This is a genomic window from Dyella caseinilytica (assembly GCF_016865235.1).
In the GTDB taxonomy this organism is placed as follows: Bacteria; Pseudomonadota; Gammaproteobacteria; order Xanthomonadales; family Rhodanobacteraceae; genus Dyella_B; species Dyella_B caseinilytica.
Genome location: NZ_CP064030.1, coordinates 2,571,112 through 2,590,208 on the forward strand (window position 1 = coordinate 2,571,112; position 19,097 = coordinate 2,590,208).

Annotated in this window: 24 protein-coding genes; all 24 read right to left on the bottom strand. The window is 58.8% G+C overall.

Features of this window, described 5'->3' with window-relative positions; genetic code table 11:
- Nucleotides 1-48 precede the first annotated feature (48 nt).
- Nucleotides 49-753 carry a sigma-70 family RNA polymerase sigma factor gene (locus tag ISN74_RS11100; RefSeq protein WP_188801364.1) on the bottom strand — a complete coding sequence of 235 codons (705 nt, stop codon included), beginning with the start codon at nt 751-753 and terminating at the stop codon, nt 49-51.
- A gap of 17 nt (nt 754-770) precedes the next feature.
- Nucleotides 771-1,514 carry a flagellar type III secretion system pore protein FliP gene (fliP, locus tag ISN74_RS11105; RefSeq protein WP_188801362.1) on the bottom strand — a complete coding sequence of 248 codons (744 nt, stop codon included), beginning with the start codon at nt 1,512-1,514 and terminating at the stop codon, nt 771-773.
- Nucleotides 1,511-1,843 (bottom strand): hypothetical protein, encoded by a 333-nt coding sequence (locus tag ISN74_RS11110; RefSeq protein WP_188801361.1) that lies wholly within the window; start codon nt 1,841-1,843, stop codon nt 1,511-1,513. Before ISN74_RS11110 ends, fliP begins: the two co-directional genes overlap by 4 nt.
- A 53-nt stretch (nt 1,844-1,896) precedes the next feature.
- Nucleotides 1,897-2,202 (bottom strand): FliM/FliN family flagellar motor switch protein, encoded by a 306-nt coding sequence (locus tag ISN74_RS11115; RefSeq protein WP_188801358.1) that lies wholly within the window; start codon nt 2,200-2,202, stop codon nt 1,897-1,899.
- Nucleotides 2,195-2,977 (bottom strand): hypothetical protein, encoded by a 783-nt coding sequence (locus ISN74_RS11120; RefSeq protein ID WP_188801356.1) that lies wholly within the window; start codon nt 2,975-2,977, stop codon nt 2,195-2,197. The genes ISN74_RS11115 and ISN74_RS11120 overlap by 8 nt, the downstream gene beginning before the upstream one ends.
- A 3-nt stretch (nt 2,978-2,980) precedes the next feature.
- Nucleotides 2,981-4,168: a flagellar basal-body rod protein FlgF gene (gene flgF / locus ISN74_RS11125; RefSeq protein WP_229679410.1), complete on the bottom strand. Its 1,188-nt coding sequence runs from the start codon at nt 4,166-4,168 to the stop codon at nt 2,981-2,983.
- A 10-nt stretch (nt 4,169-4,178) separates the two neighbouring features.
- Entirely contained in the window at nt 4,179-4,598 is a 420-nt protein-coding gene (locus tag ISN74_RS11130; RefSeq protein WP_188801354.1) for a flagellar hook capping FlgD N-terminal domain-containing protein, read from the bottom strand.
- 10 nt (nt 4,599-4,608) lie between these two features.
- Nucleotides 4,609-5,421: a hypothetical protein gene (locus ISN74_RS11135; protein ID WP_188801352.1), complete on the bottom strand. Its 813-nt coding sequence runs from the start codon at nt 5,419-5,421 to the stop codon at nt 4,609-4,611.
- Complete coding sequence (locus ISN74_RS11140; protein WP_188801351.1) at nt 5,418-5,828, bottom strand: hypothetical protein; 411 nt, start codon at nt 5,826-5,828, stop codon at nt 5,418-5,420. The genes ISN74_RS11135 and ISN74_RS11140 overlap by 4 nt, the downstream gene beginning before the upstream one ends.
- Nucleotides 5,829-5,866: 38 nt before the next feature.
- Nucleotides 5,867-7,207, bottom strand: a complete 1,341-nt coding sequence (locus tag ISN74_RS11145) for a FliI/YscN family ATPase (RefSeq protein ID WP_188801349.1) — start codon at nt 7,205-7,207, stop codon at nt 5,867-5,869.
- Nucleotides 7,204-7,857 (bottom strand): FliH/SctL family protein, encoded by a 654-nt coding sequence (locus tag ISN74_RS11150; protein ID WP_188801347.1) that lies wholly within the window; start codon nt 7,855-7,857, stop codon nt 7,204-7,206. The genes ISN74_RS11145 and ISN74_RS11150 overlap by 4 nt, the downstream gene beginning before the upstream one ends.
- Nucleotides 7,854-8,306 (bottom strand): hypothetical protein, encoded by a 453-nt coding sequence (locus ISN74_RS11155; protein WP_188801345.1) that lies wholly within the window; start codon nt 8,304-8,306, stop codon nt 7,854-7,856. Before ISN74_RS11155 ends, ISN74_RS11150 begins: the two co-directional genes overlap by 4 nt.
- The gene (gene fliF, locus ISN74_RS11160) at nt 8,303-9,724 is read right to left on the bottom strand and encodes a flagellar basal-body MS-ring/collar protein FliF (RefSeq protein WP_188801343.1); all 1,422 of its coding nucleotides are present in this window, start codon (nt 9,722-9,724) and stop codon (nt 8,303-8,305) included. The genes ISN74_RS11155 and fliF overlap by 4 nt, the downstream gene beginning before the upstream one ends.
- Nucleotides 9,725-9,775: 51 nt before the next feature.
- The gene (fliE, locus tag ISN74_RS11165; RefSeq protein WP_229679411.1) at nt 9,776-10,081 is read right to left on the bottom strand and encodes a flagellar hook-basal body complex protein FliE; all 306 of its coding nucleotides are present in this window, start codon (nt 10,079-10,081) and stop codon (nt 9,776-9,778) included.
- A 5-nt stretch (nt 10,082-10,086) separates the two neighbouring features.
- Entirely contained in the window at nt 10,087-10,509 is a 423-nt protein-coding gene (locus tag ISN74_RS11170; RefSeq protein ID WP_188801339.1) for a flagellar basal body rod protein FlgC, read from the bottom strand.
- Nucleotides 10,510-10,511: 2 nt separating this feature from the next.
- Nucleotides 10,512-10,883, bottom strand: coding sequence for a flagellar basal body rod protein FlgB (locus ISN74_RS11175; protein ID WP_188801336.1), 372 nt, complete (start codon nt 10,881-10,883; stop codon nt 10,512-10,514).
- 277 nt (nt 10,884-11,160) lie between these two features.
- Nucleotides 11,161-12,276 carry a flagellar basal body P-ring protein FlgI gene (locus ISN74_RS11180; RefSeq protein ID WP_188801335.1) on the bottom strand — a complete coding sequence of 372 codons (1,116 nt, stop codon included), beginning with the start codon at nt 12,274-12,276 and terminating at the stop codon, nt 11,161-11,163.
- Complete coding sequence (locus ISN74_RS11185) at nt 12,273-12,842, bottom strand: flagellar basal body L-ring protein FlgH (protein ID WP_188801333.1); 570 nt, start codon at nt 12,840-12,842, stop codon at nt 12,273-12,275. Before ISN74_RS11185 ends, ISN74_RS11180 begins: the two co-directional genes overlap by 4 nt.
- A 10-nt stretch (nt 12,843-12,852) precedes the next feature.
- Nucleotides 12,853-13,560 carry a flagellar basal body P-ring formation chaperone FlgA gene (gene flgA, locus ISN74_RS11190; RefSeq protein WP_188801332.1) on the bottom strand — a complete coding sequence of 236 codons (708 nt, stop codon included), beginning with the start codon at nt 13,558-13,560 and terminating at the stop codon, nt 12,853-12,855.
- Between the two features lie 2 nt (nt 13,561-13,562).
- Nucleotides 13,563-14,330, bottom strand: coding sequence for a flagellar basal-body rod protein FlgG (flgG, locus tag ISN74_RS11195; RefSeq protein ID WP_188801329.1), 768 nt, complete (start codon nt 14,328-14,330; stop codon nt 13,563-13,565).
- A 12-nt stretch (nt 14,331-14,342) separates the two neighbouring features.
- Complete coding sequence (locus ISN74_RS11200) at nt 14,343-15,023, bottom strand: flagellar hook-basal body protein (RefSeq protein ID WP_188801327.1); 681 nt, start codon at nt 15,021-15,023, stop codon at nt 14,343-14,345.
- Between the two features lie 12 nt (nt 15,024-15,035).
- The gene (locus ISN74_RS11205) at nt 15,036-17,105 is read right to left on the bottom strand and encodes a flagellar biosynthesis protein FlhA (protein WP_188801325.1); all 2,070 of its coding nucleotides are present in this window, start codon (nt 17,103-17,105) and stop codon (nt 15,036-15,038) included.
- 154 nt (nt 17,106-17,259) lie between these two features.
- The gene (locus ISN74_RS11210; protein ID WP_188801323.1) at nt 17,260-18,333 is read right to left on the bottom strand and encodes an EscU/YscU/HrcU family type III secretion system export apparatus switch protein; all 1,074 of its coding nucleotides are present in this window, start codon (nt 18,331-18,333) and stop codon (nt 17,260-17,262) included.
- Nucleotides 18,333-19,097 carry a flagellar biosynthetic protein FliR gene (locus ISN74_RS11215; RefSeq protein ID WP_229679409.1) on the bottom strand — a complete coding sequence of 255 codons (765 nt, stop codon included), beginning with the start codon at nt 19,095-19,097 and terminating at the stop codon, nt 18,333-18,335. Before ISN74_RS11215 ends, ISN74_RS11210 begins: the two co-directional genes overlap by 1 nt.

The window sequence follows — 19,097 nt, forward strand, 5'->3', positions numbered from 1 at the left end:
CTACCTTCATAGGACTGACGTCATGTCAACGAAGCTTAGCGTCGCCGCCTAACATTCCGTCATCACCCGCTCGCGTAAGCGACATCGCAAGTTCTCAAGCGCACGCTTGTGCAACTGGGAAATGCGCCCTTTGGTCACGCCCAATTGCTCGGCAATGTCCACGAAGGAAAGTTGGTGGTAATAATGCAAGACCACGATGGCGCGCTCGCGCTCGGCAAGCTGATCGAGACTTTCCGACACGGCAGCGCTCAGCTCCGCCTTTTCCAATGCTGCATAGGCATCGGCAGATTGCATATGGCTGGGCATCGACTGCATGTCCAGCAAGAAGCCGATACCTAACCCTACGGTGGTGGCAATAAATGCTTCGAGCGGGTCTTCATAACCCTCTTCGTGAAGAGATTCCGCGCGATCCTTCGCCAACGCCGATCGATGAGCCGCATCGTAGCCCAGCTCCAGATGCACATTGCGCAATACACGCAGGCCGTCGAACACGGCACCGCGCACGCGAAGCCGTGCAAAGGGCTGAAAAGCCACACCGCGGTCCGGATCAAAACGTTCGATTGCTTCCATCAGGCCCATCAACGCGTTCTGCACGCAATCATGCCAGGCGTCACGCATCAGGTAGACACGCATGAAAACGTCGCGCGCAACCTGTCTTGCCCACGGCGAGTAATGAACGATCAACGCGTCGCGAACGTCAGGAGTTCGCGCCTGACGCCAGCGTAGCCACAAGACTTGCTCGTCGCTATCCACGTTGACGATGCCTGCAATCAGGTGTGATACCCGCTCAACAAGGCCTGTGCCAACAGGGTCCAGCCATTGATGAGCAGGAACAGCAGGATTTTCAGCGGCAGGCTGATCGTGGTCGGCGGCAACATGATCATACCTAGCGCCATCAAGATGGCCGCCACGACCAGGTCGATCAGCAAAAATGGCAGAAAGATCACGAACCCGATCTGAAATGCGGTTCGCAATTCGCTCAACATGAATGCCGGGATCAGTTGCAATGCACCGATGTCCTCCACGGACTTCGGGGTCGGCACCTTGGCCATGCGCACGACAGCAAGCAAGTCGTCTTCGCGTGTCTGCCGGATCATAAAGAGCTTGAATGGCTCGAAAGCGCGGGACATCGCAGTCTGTATCGGTATTTCATTGTGCAGATAAGGATCCAGACCCGCCTGCTTCGCGCTCTGGAATACCGGACTCATAGAAAACAGCGTCAAAAACATCGCCAACGTCAGCAATACGCTATTGGGCGGTGTCTGCTGCAATCCTAATGCGCTGCGCACCAGCGAAAGCACCACGACGATGCGCGTGAACGATGTCAGCGCTATCACCATCAAGGGAATGAACGAGAGCAGTGATAACAGGAGGAACGAACGCAGGATGGGCGAATAATCCTCGCTGGACGCACGCGCAATCGCGTCTTGAAACGGATCGGCACACCACCCTGAAACGGGCAGCAATAACCCCATAAGCAACAGCAGCGGCAGCAAGACCTTGCCAGACTTCATGGCGCACCCTCGCCTTGCTGATCCGGATCGATACGGGTGATCGCAGCCTGCGCACCACGACTACTTTCAACAATCATGTAGGTGTGGCTGCCATAGCTCACCACATAAGCCGTGGTCGTCATGCTCAAGCGACGCGAACCGCGCAGTTGAATGAGCTCTTGCGACGGCGTGTTGCGTGCAACCATCGGCAATGAGAGCCACCCGCGTCGACGGATGAAGATCAGTACGAAGACAAGCAGGGTTATCAGGCACAGAGTAACCAACAACGCAGTCGCGAAGGTTCCCGCCGATACCGGCGCATCAGTGCGATAAGGGATAGCCGGCGCCATTAATGCGGCCCGGAGAAGATTTCGTCTGCCATCCATTCTGAGGAATCGCAAGCTCACAGGATCTCGGTAATCTTCAGGCCAAAGCAATCACCCGCGGCAATCAATTGCCCCCGCGCAATGGGCTTACCGTCCAACTGCAAGGTCACCGGTGCATCGAGATCAGTATCCAAGGCTACCGTGTCACCCTTGGTCAGCCCGAAGAGCTTTTCGACATTGAGTTCTGCAGCGCCCAACACGACATTAAGCCGCACATTGACGTGGCCCAGCATGGCCAGATTGCGCCGAATCAGCGGATCGCCGCCTGTTGGCTCATAGGCGGCCTCTTCCAGTTGAATGGGAGCGACGACGATTTCATTCATGACTGCTGTTCTCCTGCGGTTTTAGACCGTCCACTACGACGGCACGCTGCTCGCCCAGACGCCGCAGATAACCTGAGGCGACTGCGCCATGGCCTTCCAGATGAATCTGCAAGGCCTCATCCAATTTGCGATCTCCCACAAGTATTTCGCCAACGCTGAGATCAGAAAGATGCGCGAGATCGACCGAACCAAAATCCATCATCGCGACCACGCGAAGAGGTGCATGCTGGATAGCACTCTGTCGCGAAACCAGATTGGCGCTCCCAGCAACGGCAGGCGGCGCGAGGCGATCTGCCATCTGACGATCGATCGCCAATTCCATCTGCAGACGACCGATCGACACCGATACGCCGAAAGCACCAAGGCTCGCACGCTCAAGGCTTAGCGACGCGGTGCCGCGGGCAACGCCGCTTGCCTTGCCTATCCCGGCGCGGCGCTGAATGCGCGCAGCCAGATCTTTCAGCGCATCCTCGCCAATGCGATAAGCGAGTTCGGAGTCAGCGTCGCTGCTGGTGCCGGCCAGGAATCGCCCGATGGCATCAAAATCCTTGGCGCCTAGATGGACGGCAAGCGAACCCGCCTCGTGCGATGACAACAAAGGCAGGCTGCGCTTGTCATGTCCGGCGATGCTTTCCAACGGCTGCACCTCGATGGCACCATCGGCCGAACCGATCCACCACTCCCGCGCCCAGTCATTGACCTGCGCGGCAAGCAATGCGTGCAGTGCTTCACGACGGGTTTCCCCGAGCCAGCCGAAGCGAACGTCTTTCACCATGGATCAGTTACCCTGCACAGAACTGTAGAGTTGCTGCAGCATCTCGCTGGCAACGTTCATCACCTGCGAACTCGCCTGATAGCCGCGCTGGAGCACGATCATGTCCGCCAGTTCCTGCGTGAGGTTCACGTTGGACATTTCCAGGCTGCTGCCTTCGATCTGTCCGAAACTTCCGCTACCGGGCTGACCGATCTGAGCGGTTTGGCCGGGAGGCGGCAGATAAAGATTGCCTTGGACCGTCTGCAGCGAACTCTCATCGGCAAACGAGGCAAGCGCTAGTTGCGGACCGGCTTTCGTCGTTCCGTTCGCGTAGGTCAGTTGCAGGACACCACTCGTGTTGAAGGCTTGGGAGGAGAGTCCGATGACACCGTTGCCGTTCTGCACCTGCGCAGCAATATTGGTCGTAGTGCCTGGAATATCCGTCGCACCACTAAGGCTGCCCGCCGTACCGAAATTGAACACCACACTTTGCGATTGACCACCCAGGGTGGTGGTCATGGTTACCTCATTGGCGCCGGCTTCCGGAGCACCGGTGCCGTCGAAGCTGACCTGGCCGCTTCCCAGTGTTTGGTCGCTGCTATTGGTAATCACCACGTTCCAGGACTGGGAGCCAGTCGGGGTCGGCGTGGTAGAACTGCTTGCGCTGGTCATCGTAACGGTGAGTTGATAGGAGGTGCCCTGCGCGTCGTAGATTGTGACGTCGCTGACCGTATAGGGCGAACTGCCGGTAACGATATTGCCGACCATGTTTACCGAGGTCGTCGCCGACGCCGGTAGCGTCTGCAGATTACTGATATCGATATTTCCCATGCTGCCGGTGGAACTGTACCCCTGTACGAGATACTGGTTAACCGAATCCACCAATTGGTTGGATGAATTGAATTCGAACTGACCGTCACGCGTGTAATACAGATTGCCTTCGGAATCCTTGAGGATGAACAACCCTTGACCTTGAATAGCAGCGTCCGTGGTAGTGCTGGTCTGCTCGATATCCCCTTCGCTGGTATCGATGCCGGTGCCGGCGACTTCGGTGCCGTCCTCGTCCATCATGTTTTCGAAGAAAGAATCGCTACCGCGAAAACCCGGTGTATTCATGTTGCTGACATTGTTGCTGATCGTATCCAGAGCATCCGAGAACGCGTTGAGCCCGGAAACGCTGGTATACAACCCCTGCAGGATGTTGCTGCCCATGGCTTGCTCCTTATGGCGTTACGAGCGTGATTTGCGAGAGATTGACGTTGGTCATGACGCTGCCGCTGGATGGCGTCACCGTTAGCTGTACGCCATTTGTGCTGTACTGGATGCCAGTGACTTCGCCGGTCGTGGTTGAGCCGTCGGCATTGCTGACCTGGACGGTTTTTGACAGCAGGGCCACCGTTTGGTCGGAGGAATCCAGTGTTGCGAGATTGTTGATACCTGTGACCTCCTCGCTTTGCTGCTCGATACCCACGAACTGCGCGAGCTCGGTCAGAAACTGGCTGTTGTCCAGCGGCTGAGTGGGATCCTGGTATTGCAGTTCGCTGACGAACAGCTGGATAAAATCCTGTTCGCTGACGCCGTCATCGGGCAACGAAGCAGAGTTCGCCGTCGTCAATGTGCTACCGATCGCTTGAACCGACATCGTTCTCTCCTTAATGACTAGTAGGCGAAACCCAGACTTCGCCGCCATTCAACATGATTTTGCTCAACGCCATGCCCTTGGCCTTGGCGTCGTTCAATACGAATTGGACGAGATGGGATGCTTCCGCATCGCTTATGCGAAAATCGCGCAACCAAGCGATGCTGGAACCATCACGCTGACGCGTAAAACGGATGGAACGCTCCGACCAATAGCTGTTTGCCGCGGTGTCAGTCGCCGCCAGCTCCGTGATATTTGGTGAGGCCGTATCCTCCGATGCCTGGCGCGTCTTCACAGGCTCCACGTACTCCGCCTGAGGCGCCGCCGTAGTCGTTTCTGCCACGACCATGTCCACAGGCGCGTTCTCAGCCGACACCAACGTATCTTCGATCGTTGTCGTGCTGGTAGAAGCCTCCTGCTCCTTCGACAGCGCATGTTGATCAGCATCGCCATCAGCCGTGGTCAACTCCGACAAATAAGCCTGCGCCATGGCGTGCCAGCCGAAGACACGTGCGCCAAGAAGAACCTGCGTTACACCGGTTGGCGTTACGGTCGCTTGTTCAAGCTGCAACGTCTCAGCTTGAACGATCGTTCCGGCCTGACTGATCGATGCCGTGGTCTCGCCCGGCATCGTTTCCTCGATACCTGACCGCTGCTGATTAGCGAATTCGTCGTCCTGACCCGCTTTCTCAACATCCTCCTGCTCAGGTTTGGCCTGCTCATCGCGCTTGGCCAACTCGTGCGCAAAATCTTTGGCAGGTGACTGACCGTTGTTGAAAGGTTGCCATGTCTGAGACGTCGCATCGATGCTGAAGATACTGGTCATGACGCTTCCTCCCGGCTTCCCAGCCAAAGTTCGATACCGTCTTCCTGCGCCTTCGCCGCCCGCGACTGTATCCACGCGAGCTCAGCACTATCCAGATGTTCGCCCACCAATTCGCGGTGACGCTTGGCCACAACATTTTCAGATGCACTTTCGATGCGCCGCTGGGCAGCATCGTCAAGCGCATCGTTAGCAAGCTTCCATCGATGAGAAAGCGCGGCATCGAGCCGCGTAAGCAATTCATAACGAGCAAGATCCATCGATCGCCCGTCCACAACACAAGTATTGCTTGCCTTTGCTAACGATTGCCGCGCGGCCTCAACGGTATTCACATGTTCCTGAGCTGCCGTCTCCTTATCGACGGCACCGGCCAGCGCCACCTGAGCGCGAAGCTCCTTCACCTGGGCCATGCGCAAAGCCACGGCGTAGGCGTGCCGTTTGCGCGAGTTCATACGCCTCCTCCCGCTTTGGCAGCCAGCACTTTCTCCAATCGTTCAACGGTTTCATGCAGCGGCGTCGATTGAGATGGCGTCTGCTTCAAGCAATCGATCAATTTAGGGTGCAAGGCAATGGCTTCGTCCAACGCAAGATTCGTACCTGCCTGGTAAGCCCCCATATCCACCAAGTCGCGCGAGGATTCATACGTCGAAATGATCGACTTGATGCGCGTCGAAAGCTGCTGGTGTCGCGCATCGGCGACGCGCGATATCAGTCGACTGACACTGGACAGGAGATCAATGGCCGGAAGCTGGCCTCGACTGGCCAATTCTCGCGACAGAACAACGTGACCATCCAGAATCGCGCGCATGTGGTCAGCGACGGGCTCATTCATATCGTCGCCCTCCACCAGCACACTGTAGATCGCCGAAATGGAACCGCCGTCGCGCACACGCCCACCTCGCTCAAGAATCTGAGGAAGGAGGTTGAAAACGGAGGGCGGATAGCCGCGCGAGGTAGGCGGTTCGCCTACCGCCAGACCAACCTCACGCTGCGCCATGGCAAAACGCGTAATCGAATCGACAATCAACAGAACATCCAGGCCCATGTCGCGAAAGTACTCAGCTACCGCATGGGCAGCATGCACAGCATGCGTGCGCACCAACGCGGACTGATCGGCCGTGGCGACCATCATCACCGAACGCCGGCGCCCCTCCACACCTAAAGACTCCTGCAGAAAATCACCGACTTCACGACCACGTTCGCCGATCATGCCCACGACCACCACATCAGCTTTGACGTGGCGCGCCATCATCCCGAGCAAGGTGCTTTTACCCACACCGCTGCCGGCGAACACGCCGACACGCTGGCCTTTTGCGATTGGCATGACGCCATCGATCGCACAAACGCCGGTTTCCAGTGGCTGATCCAAGGGAACCCTACGCAGGGGATTGATCGGTGCAGGCTGAACTTCACGATAAGCCTCGGCAATGATCGCCGGCCCGCCATCCAGCGGCTCACCGAAAGCATCCATGACGCGACCGATCATGGCTCGCGCCACCGGCACACGCAAAGCACGCCCCAATGATCGGACCCGCGCTCCCGCTGCGATGCCGCGGAGATGACCAAACGGCATCAGCAATACTTTCCCGTCGCGGAAGCCAACGACTTCCGCGTTTACTTTCTGACCTGGCGCATGACCATCGATTTCGCACAACTCACCGATTTTCACGTCCGGCCCGCTGGCCTCGATAACCAGGCCATTGAAGCCAAGGAGATGGCCGTACTCGCGAGTCAGAGCTTTACGCTCCAGCGCCGCAGTAAAGCGATCGAGGGCCCCCACCGTGCTCATGAGCGGATCACCCCAACGGCTTCGAGCATGCTGTGATGAATCGCGTCCAGACGCGAAGCGATGGAACTTTCCGCGTAGCCGCGAGCTGTCACAATCCGGCATTCGCCATGCAACAGACCGTGTTCGACATGAATTTCAAGCCCGTCTATTTGCTCAGGCAAATGGGCCCGGTCGGCGGCTGAGACTTCCAGCCTTACCACTTTGCCGCGATATTCATCGGCCATCTGCTGGCACAGGCGCTGAAGCAACTCGCCATCACCCTGTGCAAGACCAAATGCGCGCGCGAGGCTGGCCAAAGCCAACTCAAAGGCGAGCTGCTCCATGGCTTCACCCTGAGTGTGCAACTGTTCGTTCAGGCTTGTAACGAGCACGGCGAGATTTTCTCGCTCCTGGACCAGCGCACGGTATTCCTCTTCCAGCCCTTGCTTGATGTCCTGTTCCCAGGATTGTTGATAGTGCTCGGCTTCGCGTCGCCCATCCTGCTCACCGGCCTGGAAACCTTCCGCGTAACCTTGCCGATAGGCCTGCGCATCCTGTTCGTCGGCCTGCGTTACCTCTTCTTGCAACACCACATGGGCGACTCGGCCACCATTGACTGAACGCGGCGTAATGCTTTCGAGCAACCCTTCATGCGGCAAGCGACGGATCATGGCGCAGCCCCGGCACGAGCGGATGGCGCAGCGCTGTCCAGATAGCGCGCCAGCGAATCCGCCAAAGCAGATGGGAATGGATCAGGCATGCGACTGAGCTCATGCCGAACGGCATGTGCGCGTGTTTTTTCACAGGCAGCAAGATAGATATCGGCGTGATCCGGTGCTGCAGCGGCCAGCACTCGCGCAGCCCAAGGCGGCGATAGGCGGTCTAGTACCACAATGAGCACGTCCGGCGGCGGCACTTCGCGCGCCAGATAAGTAGGCTCGTCCGCAAGCACCGCCTGCAACAGCTCAGCATCGAGTGTGGTGTAACGCTGCGCCTCATTGATGAGGGGATTAAGCGCACTGCGCCACGCTTCCGGTAGGCGTGCGAGAACCCAGCGGCGATCTGCCGGATGCATGGTGGCAAGCGCCAGGGCCGCTTTGCGGGTGCCGGCCGAATTCACCGTTCCACCTCGGTCGTTTCAATCCACTGACGAAGGCGAAGCAACGCCGCTTCGCGCTCGGACATGGTCAGACGGCGCGGCGTCGCCGTGCGAGTAGCCATCAACAAAGACCCAACGAGTACTAGCACCAGCGCAGCAATAACCGGATAGATCCACCAGTACTTGCTCGCCACCACAGAGGAAGTGGTGGTTTCGTCCGTCGCAGAAGCATTGGTTGCGGTGGCATCGAGACGCGATACCGCTGAACCATCCGTATTGGCTGCGACGGTGCTAACAGGCTCGGGTGGCGCAATGGCTGCAATATCGACCTTGTCGCCGCGCGATGCATCGAGCCCAAGCGCCGCCGAGACCACATCATTCAGCTTGCTGATCTCGCTCGGTGGCAACACCGCCGGAATGACGATACCGACCGAAATGCGGCCGATCCGACCAGGCGCCTCGTCGACCTCTTCCTGCTCGCGACCATGCGCGTATTCCACTTCACGATCACTGCTGGTGGAGCCACTCTTGGCATGGTCAGGATCGGAATCGTCAGCACCGTGACCGGTGGCGTTGACTTTTTCGTGCACCAGCAAGCCGTTGCCATCCTTGCCCTGCGCAATCAGTTGCTCGCGAACCTGTTTCACATGGTCGTAATTGAGACTGACGTCCACCGAAACAGTGAAATTGTCCGTACGCAAAACACGATGCAGCAACTCGCCCACCCGAGCGCGTAGCTGATTTTCCATCTGAGTCTGCGCATCCAGGCCATCGGAATTGAGTGCACCGTTCTGCCCTTCTGCCGAATACCCGGACAACACCATGCCCTTGTCATCAAGCACCACGACTGCTTCTGGCGCAAGGCCGTCCACCGCAGAGGCGACCAAGCGCTGAATGCCCACCACCTCACGCGCATCCAAATGCTTGCCCGGACGCAGATTCAAGGTGACCGATGCTTTGGACGGGTCCTGGTCGGGCGCAAACAGATCCGTGCGTCGAATGGTCAAATGCACCCGCGCAGAAGCCACTTCATCCAGTGCTGAAATGGTTCGTTCCAGCTCACCCTGCAGCGCACGCTGGAAGTTGATCTTCTGCGCGAACTCGGTCACCCCGTAGTCGGAATCCTTGAATAGCTCAAAACCGACGCTGCCACCCTTGGGAACACCCTGCGAGACGAGCTTCATGCGCGTTTCGTAAACCTGAGCATCCGGCACCATGATGGTTTTGCCATCGTCGGCCAGGTGGTAGGGCACCTGCATCTGGTCAAGCGCGGTGCTGATTTCCGCCGCATCGGATTCACGCAGGTCGCGAAACAACACGCCATAAGGTGGATGCATGATCCACCACGACGCCACGCCGACGATGCCAGCGATCAGCAAAATTCCTATGGCGAACGCAAGGCGCGCGCGATTGGACATGGACGCAAAAAACTGCCGCATACCTGCTCCGATATTCCCCTGTTGCGATTCCCGTCATTACCTATTGCGGCGTTAAAGCTGCATATTGGTAAGGTTCTGATAGGCGTCGACGACCCGGTTGCGCACTTCCACCGCCATCTGCAACTTAAGACGCGCATGCTCCATGGCAATCATCACATCGTGCACGGGCACATCCTCTCCAGCTGCCAGTGCGCGTGCAGCCTGATCGGCCTGATCGAGGCTGCCGTTGAGCTCGTTGACCTGCGAACCCAACATCTGGATAAAACCTTGGCTGCCCTGACCGACCTCATCCATCCGGGTTTCCGGAATATCAATCGGTTTGATCTCGATGGCTGCCGAGGCACCTTCAACAGGCATGACGTTCACGAGTCACCTCCCAGGTCGAGCGCGTGCAAAGCCATGCCGCGCAGCGTGTTGAAGGCGCGGACATTCGCTTCATACGCACGACTGGCATCCATCAACGTGCTCATCTCGGAGGCCATGTCGACGCGCGGATAACTGACCATGCCGTTCTTGTCGGCAGCCGGATCGGAAGGATCGTGCTCTTCGCGCACACCCGCGTCGGTGGCCAGCATCACCGGATCGGAAGGTACGCTGTGCCCGGTTTCACCCAGCATGGCGTCGAAGCTTGCGGCATAAGGTGCACTGACATGCATCAAACGCGCAGGATGGCCTGCCTGATTGGGTGTGTTGGCAATGGCAATGTTGTGACTGGCCGCTTCAAGACGAAGCCGCTCGTATTCAAGGCCAAAGCGTGTAGCAGTAAAAATCTGGTCCACGACCATGTTCAATCCCTCCCGGCCAAGGCCAGTTGCATCAGTGCAAAGCGCCGCGACATCACGGTCGTCAGCGATTGAAAATCCACGCTGGAGGTTTCCAGCTCCGCTACCTCATCATCCAGATTGACCGGTGCATTCAGATCCGGATCGGCCGCGCGCACAGATTCGCCCAGCGTGTGCGGAGTAATCGCCTGCAAGCTGTCCACATCCGTTCCCGATTGATCCGCAGCTTCACGCAGCAGGCCAGTGGCCTGGGCGAAATCGGCGCGTTGCGGCCGGTAGCCCGCCACATCGACGTTGGCGATATTGGTACTCGCCACTTCGGCGCGGATGCGGGCCATGCTGATGCCGAGCCGCAGGGCTTCGGTAGTCAAATCCATAAGAGCCTGCCTATGGTCTGGGCGTTGCCCGCGTCGTCACGAAGCGGTCGCCAGGTGGTAGTGTGTGGCGCAGCGCTTGACTGGCCGTCATGCCAAGCCACGCGCTGCCGCATGGCGGCCGCTCCGTGGCAACCCGAAGGGCTGGGTCTGTTTGCCCGCCGGGTGGTGTCCTCACTCAGTTGTGTATCGACATACACGCCTTCGTTCCTCCTTGCCCGACTGGCAAACAGATCCCAGCGCGGGCCACGCCCAGGCCATAGGCAAGCTCTAAGCTTCCTCATTGAATCACCAGCTCGCCGCGCAACGCGCCGGCGTCCTTGATTGATTGCAGAATGGTGATGACATCGCGCGTGGTCAGATGGATCGCGCGTAGCGCGGCGATCAAATCCGATACGGTGGCACCGTTGGGTATGGTCACCAGCTTCGCTTCAGGATCCTGCACGTTGATATTGGCCTGCGGCACCACTGCTGTACCGATGTTGCGCGAGGGGTTGACCAGCACACCATCAGGCTGCGAGACGAGATAGTCGGTCTGTACCTGGATGCGCAGATCACCCTGTGAAATAGTCACTGCGCCCAGGCGAACATCGCCGCCCGAAACGACCGTGCCCGTACGCTCGTTGACCACGACGCGCGCGACCTGGTCGGGCGTCACCGGCACGTTTTCGATCATCGAGATCGTTTGCACCAGGTCCAGCGGTGGAGCGGTAAAGGTCACACGCACCTTGCCAGCATGTTCGGCCACCGCCGTTACACCGGCATTGCGGCGTAGTGATTCGGCAATACGTTCGGCCGTCGTGAAATCCGGTTGATACAGCACGACGTCAAGCGTGCGCCCGTCTTCGCCAAGACCGATCGGTGCTTCGCGCTCCACGGTCGCCCCATCCGGTACGCGACCCACAGTCGGGTGATTCTTCTGCTCCATGCTACCGAATGCGCTGACTTCGTAGCCGCCTACCGACAAAGCGCCCTGCGCCAGTGCGTAGAGCTTTCCGTCCGGACCGTTCAGCGGCGTGAGCAGCAAGATGCCACCGCTCAAGCTGCGCGCATCGCCAAGCGAAGACACTGACACGTCCATCTTCTGGCCAGATTCCGCAAACGCCGGCAAGGTGGCCGTCACCATTACCGCAGCGACATTGCGGCTGTTCAGATCGTCAGGACCGATATTTACCCCGAAGTGGCTCAAGGTATTGGCGACCGATTGCACAGTCAGACGGTTTTTATTGGTATCGCCGGTTCCGGCCAGACCGATCACCAGGCCGTAGCCAACCAGCGCGTTGTCCCGCACGCCTTGCACACGGGCAATCTCTTTCAAACGGACGCTGTTGCCCTGTGCCAGTGCAAGCGGGCTGGCAAGCAAGGTCAACAACAGTGCGACGAGAACACGTTTCATATCAGCCCCAGCCAGCGTGTGATGCGATAAAGGATGCTGTGGCGTTGGGCAGTGGAAATGTCCCCCTTGCCGGTGTAATGAATGTCAGCCTCGCTGATGCGATTGGAAAGAATGGTGTTGTTGGCGGAGATGTCCTCTGCGCGCACCAGTCCGGTAAGCGCGAACTGCTGCTTCTCGCCGTTGATTTCCACGCTTTGGTCGCCATGGATACGCAGCTGGCCATCGGCTTCCACCGCCACTACGCGCACGGCGAGCTCTGCCTGCAAGGTACCGGCACGCGTGGTGTTGCCCTGCCCGTTATCGTCTCCGTTGAGGCCAAGACCATAGTTATGGGTACCGTTACGGTTCTGCGTATTCGCACCGAGCTGCACGCCACCGCTGGCATCGGTGTTGGCGCTTGCCGTAGCACGCGCGGTTTCGGTGACGAGCACCGTCAGCGTGTCACCAACCTGATGCGCACGGCGGTCGGCTGCGAGCCCGCGGTAGTTGTCCGGATCGATCATGGAACCATCGGAAGTCTGCGCATGCGCAGTCATGCCGACGCTGGCCAGGATCAGGACGGTCATCAGTAAAGATCTAATCGACAACTTGCACTACTCCCTTGTCGGTAACGCGCGCATGCACGGGGGTTTCGGCACCATCGACCAACACCAGCACGGTATCGCCGGTGTTGCCGCGACCGATCGCCGTGCCCTTGGCCTGTAACTTGATGACGCCGTAGCTGGCCATGACATCGACGCGCTGCTGACGGTCGACATCGGGAATGCGCTCAAAATCCTCGAGCAAGACCGGACTACCAGCCAACACCGCATGACGTAAACGCATGCCATTGATCTGACTGGGATCGGTCACGACAGCACTCTGCAGCATCGCGATATCCGCATCGTGCGGTGTGAATTTCAATGTGGAAGCGACCGTGCCCATGGCAGCGTCGGCTGCATAGCCCGGGATGTCGTGATGCACGCTCACGGCAAACCAGACCGTCGCCGAGCGCACGACCTGACCATTCACGCTGATATCCACGGGCATGCCGACCCTCGCTCGCGGCCAGCGGCCTTCGGGCTTACGCGCCTTGATCACAAGCCCGCCGGACAACACCTGCACGTCTTCGGGTTTGCCCACGACATCAACCTGCGCCACCGCCTTGTCGTCGCCGAGACAGGCATCCAGTTCTGCGCGTGCGATGTCCACAATGCGCGCAGACGCGATCGTCTGCAGCGTCGGCGATGCCGATGCATACAGCGAAAACACGAGCAACAGGACGGCGGGCAGCAGTCGTCGCATGATTACTGTCGCAGGTTATTGATGGTGTCGAGAATCTGGTCCGACGCCTGCAACACGCGTGCATTGAGCTGATAAGCACGCTGCGCAATCACCAGCGTCGCCATTTCGCTGACCATATCGACGTTGGAGCTTTCCAATGAACCCTGCAGGATGGCGCCCACGCCGCTATCGTTCGGCTTACCCGAACTCGGATCACCCGACGCTTGCGTCGGCACGTAGTTATTGCTGCCGACTGACTGCAAGCCCTCCGGCGACGGAAATGTGCTCAACTCAAAAGTACCCAACAGCGTCTGGCTGGTGCTGCCACCCACTTGCCCGTAGATCTGGCCATTCTGGTTGATCGTGATGTTGCTGGCATCGGGCGGTATCTGGATGTCCGGCGTCACGCGGCTGCCGTCGGCAGTCGCCAGATAACCGTCACTGTCCACATGCAGCTGACCATCGCGGGTGTACAGATGATTGCCGTTGGAGTCGACGACTTCCAGGAACCCCTCGCCCTGGATGCCGATATCCCAGGTATTGCCAGTCTGATTCATGGTTCCTTGCGAGAACACGGAACTGGTGGATAACACTTCGGTGCCCGCGCCGGTCTGGCTGGGCGTGAGGCCCGCCTGCACCTGGGACGGCGTGATTACCGCGATATCACCGAAATTTGTCCGCTGCGACTTGAAGCCCGGCGTCTGCATGTTGGAAAGGTTGTTCGACAAGGTGTCGATCTGGCTCTGCGTAGCTTGCAGGCCGGACGTGGCGATATAGAGAGCGTCGATCATGGGATTGCGTCCTTAAGAGTTGTCGCCGATATGATTGATACCTTCCTGCAAGGTGGCGTCATACGCCTGGATCGCGCGCTGCACCGATTGCGCATGACGCGACAGCGCCATCAGGCGCACCATTTCCTCACCCGGATCCACATTGGATTGCTCCAGCGCACCCTGCTGGATACGGCCGATGAACTGGCCGCTGTCATTGCCTTTGAAGCTGTACAGCCCGTCACCCATGTCACGCAGGGCGCTGGCCTTGTCGACATTCACAATGCGCAACGTGTCCACGTTGTCGCTGCCATCAGTGATAGCGCCGCTGGCATCGATATGCACGTTGGCGTGATTGAGCGTGATCGGCCCGGATTGACCCAGCACCGGATTGCCGGCTGAATCCACCAACTGCTGATCCGCATCGATATGGAACTGGCCGTTACGTGTCAGCATGGTCTGGCCATTGACATCCACCGCAAAGAAACCCGTTCCACGAATCGCAAGGTCCAGCGGATGCCCGGTGGTGGACAGACTGCCATCGGCCAGATCAAGGGTCGGCGTGTTCTCCAGCAGACCGGTCTTGAAATCCGTCGCCAGACGCTCGGCGCGATAACCCGCCGTGCGCATATTGGCGACGTTCTGGCTCAGCACGTCGAGCGCGTCGACATCGTTGCTGAGATAACGCGCGATACCGGGAATGATGTTGCTCAAGCAGATCCCTCCTTATGCAGCGGCGGCGGTGGATGCGGTGACAGTGCCAAACGCCTTCACCATTACGGTTGAAGGCACTTCGTTGATGCCCAGCACGGTGACGTGCGGTAGGCTGCGTTGAATCAATGCGCGCAGATGACGGCGCACAACACTGGGACACAGCAGCACCGGCAGATGGCTGCGCGCCATCATGGCTTCGGATTGCTTGGCCAAGCCGCTCAGCAGTGCTTCGAGCTGTGCCAGATCCGCAATCAGGCCACCGGCAGCGCCTTCGCGCTGGCGGATAGCGGTAACGATGGAACGTTCCAGTTCCGGCGCCAGAGTCAGCACATGCAGTTCGCCCTGGGCGTTACTGACGCGCTGACAGATGGACGGCCCCAGGCGTTCGCGCACGCGCTCGACCAGATCCTCGGTCTGCTTGTGGGTTTTGCCAGCATCGACCAGCACTTCAAGAATGGTCTCGACATTGCGGATGCTCACCTGCTCGCGCAGCAACTGTTGCAGCACCTTCTGCACATCGGTGTACGACATCACACCCGGAATCAATTCATCGACCAGCGAGGCCTGCTGCTCACGCACACGCGCGACCAACCGTTCGGTCTCCGCGCGGGTCAGCAATTCTGGTGCGTGTCGCTTGGTGACTTCACCCAAATGCGTAATCAGTACCGTTTCCGGATCGACCAGCGTGTAACCTGCGCCGCGCGCGTACTGGCGCTGGTCAGGACTGATCCACTGAGCCGGCAAGCCATAGGCGGGATCACGCGTTTCACGCCCTTCCAGCTTGGGCCGCTTCCCACCTGGGTTGATCGCCAGCAAGGCATCAAAGCGCAGCTCACCTCGACCGACCCGGGATCCTTGCACCTGGATTTCATAGGCATCCTCTGCCAGCGGCGATCCCTGTACGAGCTTGACCTTTGGCAGGATGAAACCGAAGTCCATGGCGAACTGCTTGCGGAAAGTGCTGATGCGGTCGCCCAGGTCGAGATTTCTCGCCTTATAGGTGGCGGCAATACTGCTGCCGAGATGAACTTCGACGGGTTCGATAGACAACATGCGATAGAGGTCTTCCTCTTCGCGCTTTGCCAGTGGCTCGGATGCGTCCTCTTTCTTCTCAGCAACCGGAGTACCGGAACGGGAAGCGAAGAAGGTCAACGTCGCGACGCCCACTAGCACCAACAGCACCGGCCATGCCGGTAGGCCCGGCAACACCAGCAATCCGGCCAACGCCAGCGAAACGATCAGCAAGGTACGCGAACTGGAAAGCACCTGTCTGGCGATTTCCGTGCCCAATTGTGCGTCCGTCGCTGCGCGTGTGATGATGATGCCGGTCGCCACGGCAATCACCAGCGAAGGAATCTGCGTGACGATGCCATCGCCCACGGTCAGAAGCGTGTAGCGATGCACGGACTCCGTCCAGGGAAGCCCTTTCTGCACCATGCCGACCGTAAGGCCACCGATGATATCGATCAAGATAATCATGATGCCGGCAATGGCATCACCCTTGACGAACTTGGTCGCACCATCCATGGCGCCGTAGAAGCTGGCTTCCTTTTCGACATGGCTGCGCCGACGCTTGGCCTCATGCTCGTCAATGAGACCCATGTTCATGTCGGCGTCGATGCTCATCTGCTTGCCGGGCATGCTGTCCAGCGTGAAACGTGCCGCCACTTCGGCAACACGCTGCGCACCGTTGGTCACCACCACATACTGCACGACAACCAGGATCAGGAAGACAACCAGGCCAATGACATAGTTGCCGCCAACGACGTAAGAACCGATCGCATTGATGACGCGCCCGGCGTTGCCCTTGTCCAAAATCAGGCGTGTAGCGGAGATGTTGAGCGCCAGTCGAAACAGGGTCGTAATCAGCAACAACGACGGGAAAGTCGAGAAGGCGAGCGGCGTATCGGTAAAGAAAGTGATCAACAGCACCAGTAGCGCCGCAGTGAAATTGAGCACCAGCAGAAAATCGAGCAACGCCCCTGGAATCGGCGTGAACAGGATGACCAGAATGCAGATCATCCCAAGCACGAGAATCACGTCGCGCTTGCCCGTCCAAAGTTGGCCAAAGAGCCCCGTCATGGTCTCTCCGTGGCCCGCGCTGGGTCTGTTTGCCCGCACGCCTGCGTCATCACTCGTTTATGTATCGACATACACCTCACTCGTTCTTCCTTGCCTTGCACGCAAACAGATCCCAGCGCGGGCCACGGAGAGACTATGACGGGGCTCTGCGTATTCAAGAGAAAATCCTGTTGCCGGGACGCTTCATAAGCCAGCGATAAATAGGCGCCAAAGGTTTGTACAAATGAGCAGGAACAGCGCGGTCGATCTTGCACTCGCGGTACAGCGCACGCGCCAGCTCTGGTGAGCGAAGACAAGGCACGCCCGATTGCGCAGCCAGCATGCGCATACGTGCTGCGACCGCGTCGCTACCTTTTGATAGCACCACAGGCGAACGCATTGTCTTAGGCCGATATTTCAGGGCTATGGCCAGATGGGTGGGATTGGTCAACAACACATCTGCCTCCGACACACGCCGGACAGAGCGCGAATGCTTGAGCAATTCGGCCATCAGCCGGCGACGCTTCTGCCGGATATCCGGATCGCCTTCACGGCGCTTGTGCTCATCCTTGATATCGCTCCGGCTCATACGCAATTTGCGAATGTAGTCGCGCCGCGTGAATAGCAGATCGAGCAATGCAATCAACCCGAGCAGACAAAGCATCCACGTCGTGACCTGGATATAGGTCGAACGCAGCAACATGCCCACGCTGGATGGCGCGGCAAAAGCTGCCGCCTGTACCTTTTGCCCAATGTTTCCTGCCAGCACCCACGCCAAGCCACCCAGTACACCCAACTTCAGAGTGAGCTTGAATAGCTCCCACAACAGACGCAGCGAAAATAGACGCTTGGCGCCCTGTGCGGGATTGAGGCGGCTGAAGTCCGGCTTCAGCGGGTCCGTGCTGAAGACGGGGCCGGTTTGCATCAGATTGCCGACCACCGCTGCCACCAGCATGGCCATGACGATCGGCAGTATGGCTTGCCACGCGGGATGAAAAGTTCGCTGCAGCCAATAGAACAAACTCACCGATGGTGCCGGCGCGTTTCCAGCCATCAGAAGCGTGCGGCTCATCGAGCGCGCCAGTGCCGCAGCGACATTATAGGAAGCCGCCGCAAGCGCCACGCTGAAAACGATTAGCACGATGACGCCGCTCATGTCCGTACTGCGCGGCACCTGCCCCTTCTCGCGCGCTTCTTGCAAGCGGAATGGCGTGGGTTGTTCGGTCTTACTCTGGTCGTCGGTAGCCATCAATGCACTCCCGGCACCGGTAGCACCACAAAAGCATCGCGATACATGCGCTCGATCAACGGTGGCGCATAACGCAACGATCCTGCCAAAAGGACAATACCGGCCATCACTTTGATGGGCAGCGAGACGAAATACATGTTGGCTTGTGGCATCGAGCGGCTCGCATAGGCCACGGCCAGATCGATAGCGAACAATCCCAACATGGCAGGAGCTGACACCATCAGCCCAAGCAAAAACTGTGAGGAAAGCCTGGCGAGAAACATCTCCGGCGTCACCAGCAAGCGACCACTGCCGAGCGGCACGAGCTTGACGGACTCAACCATCCCTTGCAGCAACAGCAAATGCAGACCGAGCGAAAAGAACACAAGCATTCCGGCCCATTGCACGACTGTCCCAGCCAGCGCTTCCGAGGCGTGAGTAGCCGGATTGAGCAGGCTGGCAGCGGCAACGCCAGACTGCATGTCCAATACACGCGCGGAAAAACCCAGCGCCGCAATGGGCAAAAACACTGCCAGGCTCAACGTAAAACCGAGCACGCACTCCGCTGCCATCGCCAAGAGCAGAGGCAAAGGATTATCTGGATCCAGACGCACTGCTGGAACGGGGCTCACGCCGACTGCCATCATGGTCAGCGCCAACAGCACACACATGCGCACCGTTGCCGGCGCCCAATTAAATGGCGTGAATGCCGGCACCATCAGCAAAGGTGCAAACCTCGCCATGGCCAGCAAAAACGCTCCGATTAGCGGATCGACAGCTCCCAC

Coding starts and splice junctions, on each gene's coding strand:
- ISN74_RS11110 (WP_188801361.1), bottom strand. CDS start 1,843: ATGGCGCCGGCTATCCCTTATCGCACTGATGCGCCGGTATCGGCGGGA.
- ISN74_RS11210 (WP_188801323.1), bottom strand. CDS start 18,333: ATGGCTACCGACGACCAGAGTAAGACCGAACAACCCACGCCATTCCGC.
- ISN74_RS11140 (WP_188801351.1), bottom strand. CDS start 5,828: ATGGCCCAGGTGAAGGAGCTTCGCGCTCAGGTGGCGCTGGCCGGTGCC.
- ISN74_RS11145 (WP_188801349.1), bottom strand. CDS start 7,207: ATGAGCACGGTGGGGGCCCTCGATCGCTTTACTGCGGCGCTGGAGCGT.
- flgA (WP_188801332.1), bottom strand. CDS start 13,560: ATGCGACGACTGCTGCCCGCCGTCCTGTTGCTCGTGTTTTCGCTGTAT.
- ISN74_RS11120 (WP_188801356.1), bottom strand. CDS start 2,977: ATGGTGAAAGACGTTCGCTTCGGCTGGCTCGGGGAAACCCGTCGTGAA.
- ISN74_RS11180 (WP_188801335.1), bottom strand. CDS start 12,276: ATGAAACGTGTTCTCGTCGCACTGTTGTTGACCTTGCTTGCCAGCCCG.
- fliF (WP_188801343.1), bottom strand. CDS start 9,724: ATGCGGCAGTTTTTTGCGTCCATGTCCAATCGCGCGCGCCTTGCGTTC.
- ISN74_RS11185 (WP_188801333.1), bottom strand. CDS start 12,842: ATGACCGTCCTGATCCTGGCCAGCGTCGGCATGACTGCGCATGCGCAG.
- flgG (WP_188801329.1), bottom strand. CDS start 14,330: ATGATCGACGCTCTCTATATCGCCACGTCCGGCCTGCAAGCTACGCAG.
- ISN74_RS11135 (WP_188801352.1), bottom strand. CDS start 5,421: ATGACCAGTATCTTCAGCATCGATGCGACGTCTCAGACATGGCAACCT.
- ISN74_RS11115 (WP_188801358.1), bottom strand. CDS start 2,202: ATGAATGAAATCGTCGTCGCTCCCATTCAACTGGAAGAGGCCGCCTAT.
- flgF (WP_229679410.1), bottom strand. CDS start 4,168: ATGGGCAGCAACATCCTGCAGGGGTTGTATACCAGCGTTTCCGGGCTC.
- fliP (WP_188801362.1), bottom strand. CDS start 1,514: ATGAAGTCTGGCAAGGTCTTGCTGCCGCTGCTGTTGCTTATGGGGTTA.
- ISN74_RS11150 (WP_188801347.1), bottom strand. CDS start 7,857: ATGATCCGTCGCTTGCCGCATGAAGGGTTGCTCGAAAGCATTACGCCG.
- ISN74_RS11170 (WP_188801339.1), bottom strand. CDS start 10,509: ATGGTCGTGGACCAGATTTTTACTGCTACACGCTTTGGCCTTGAATAC.
- ISN74_RS11130 (WP_188801354.1), bottom strand. CDS start 4,598: ATGTCGGTTCAAGCGATCGGTAGCACATTGACGACGGCGAACTCTGCT.
- ISN74_RS11205 (WP_188801325.1), bottom strand. CDS start 17,105: ATGACGGGGCTCTTTGGCCAACTTTGGACGGGCAAGCGCGACGTGATT.
- ISN74_RS11175 (WP_188801336.1), bottom strand. CDS start 10,883: ATGGATTTGACTACCGAAGCCCTGCGGCTCGGCATCAGCATGGCCCGC.
- fliE (WP_229679411.1), bottom strand. CDS start 10,081: ATGCCTGTTGAAGGTGCCTCGGCAGCCATCGAGATCAAACCGATTGAT.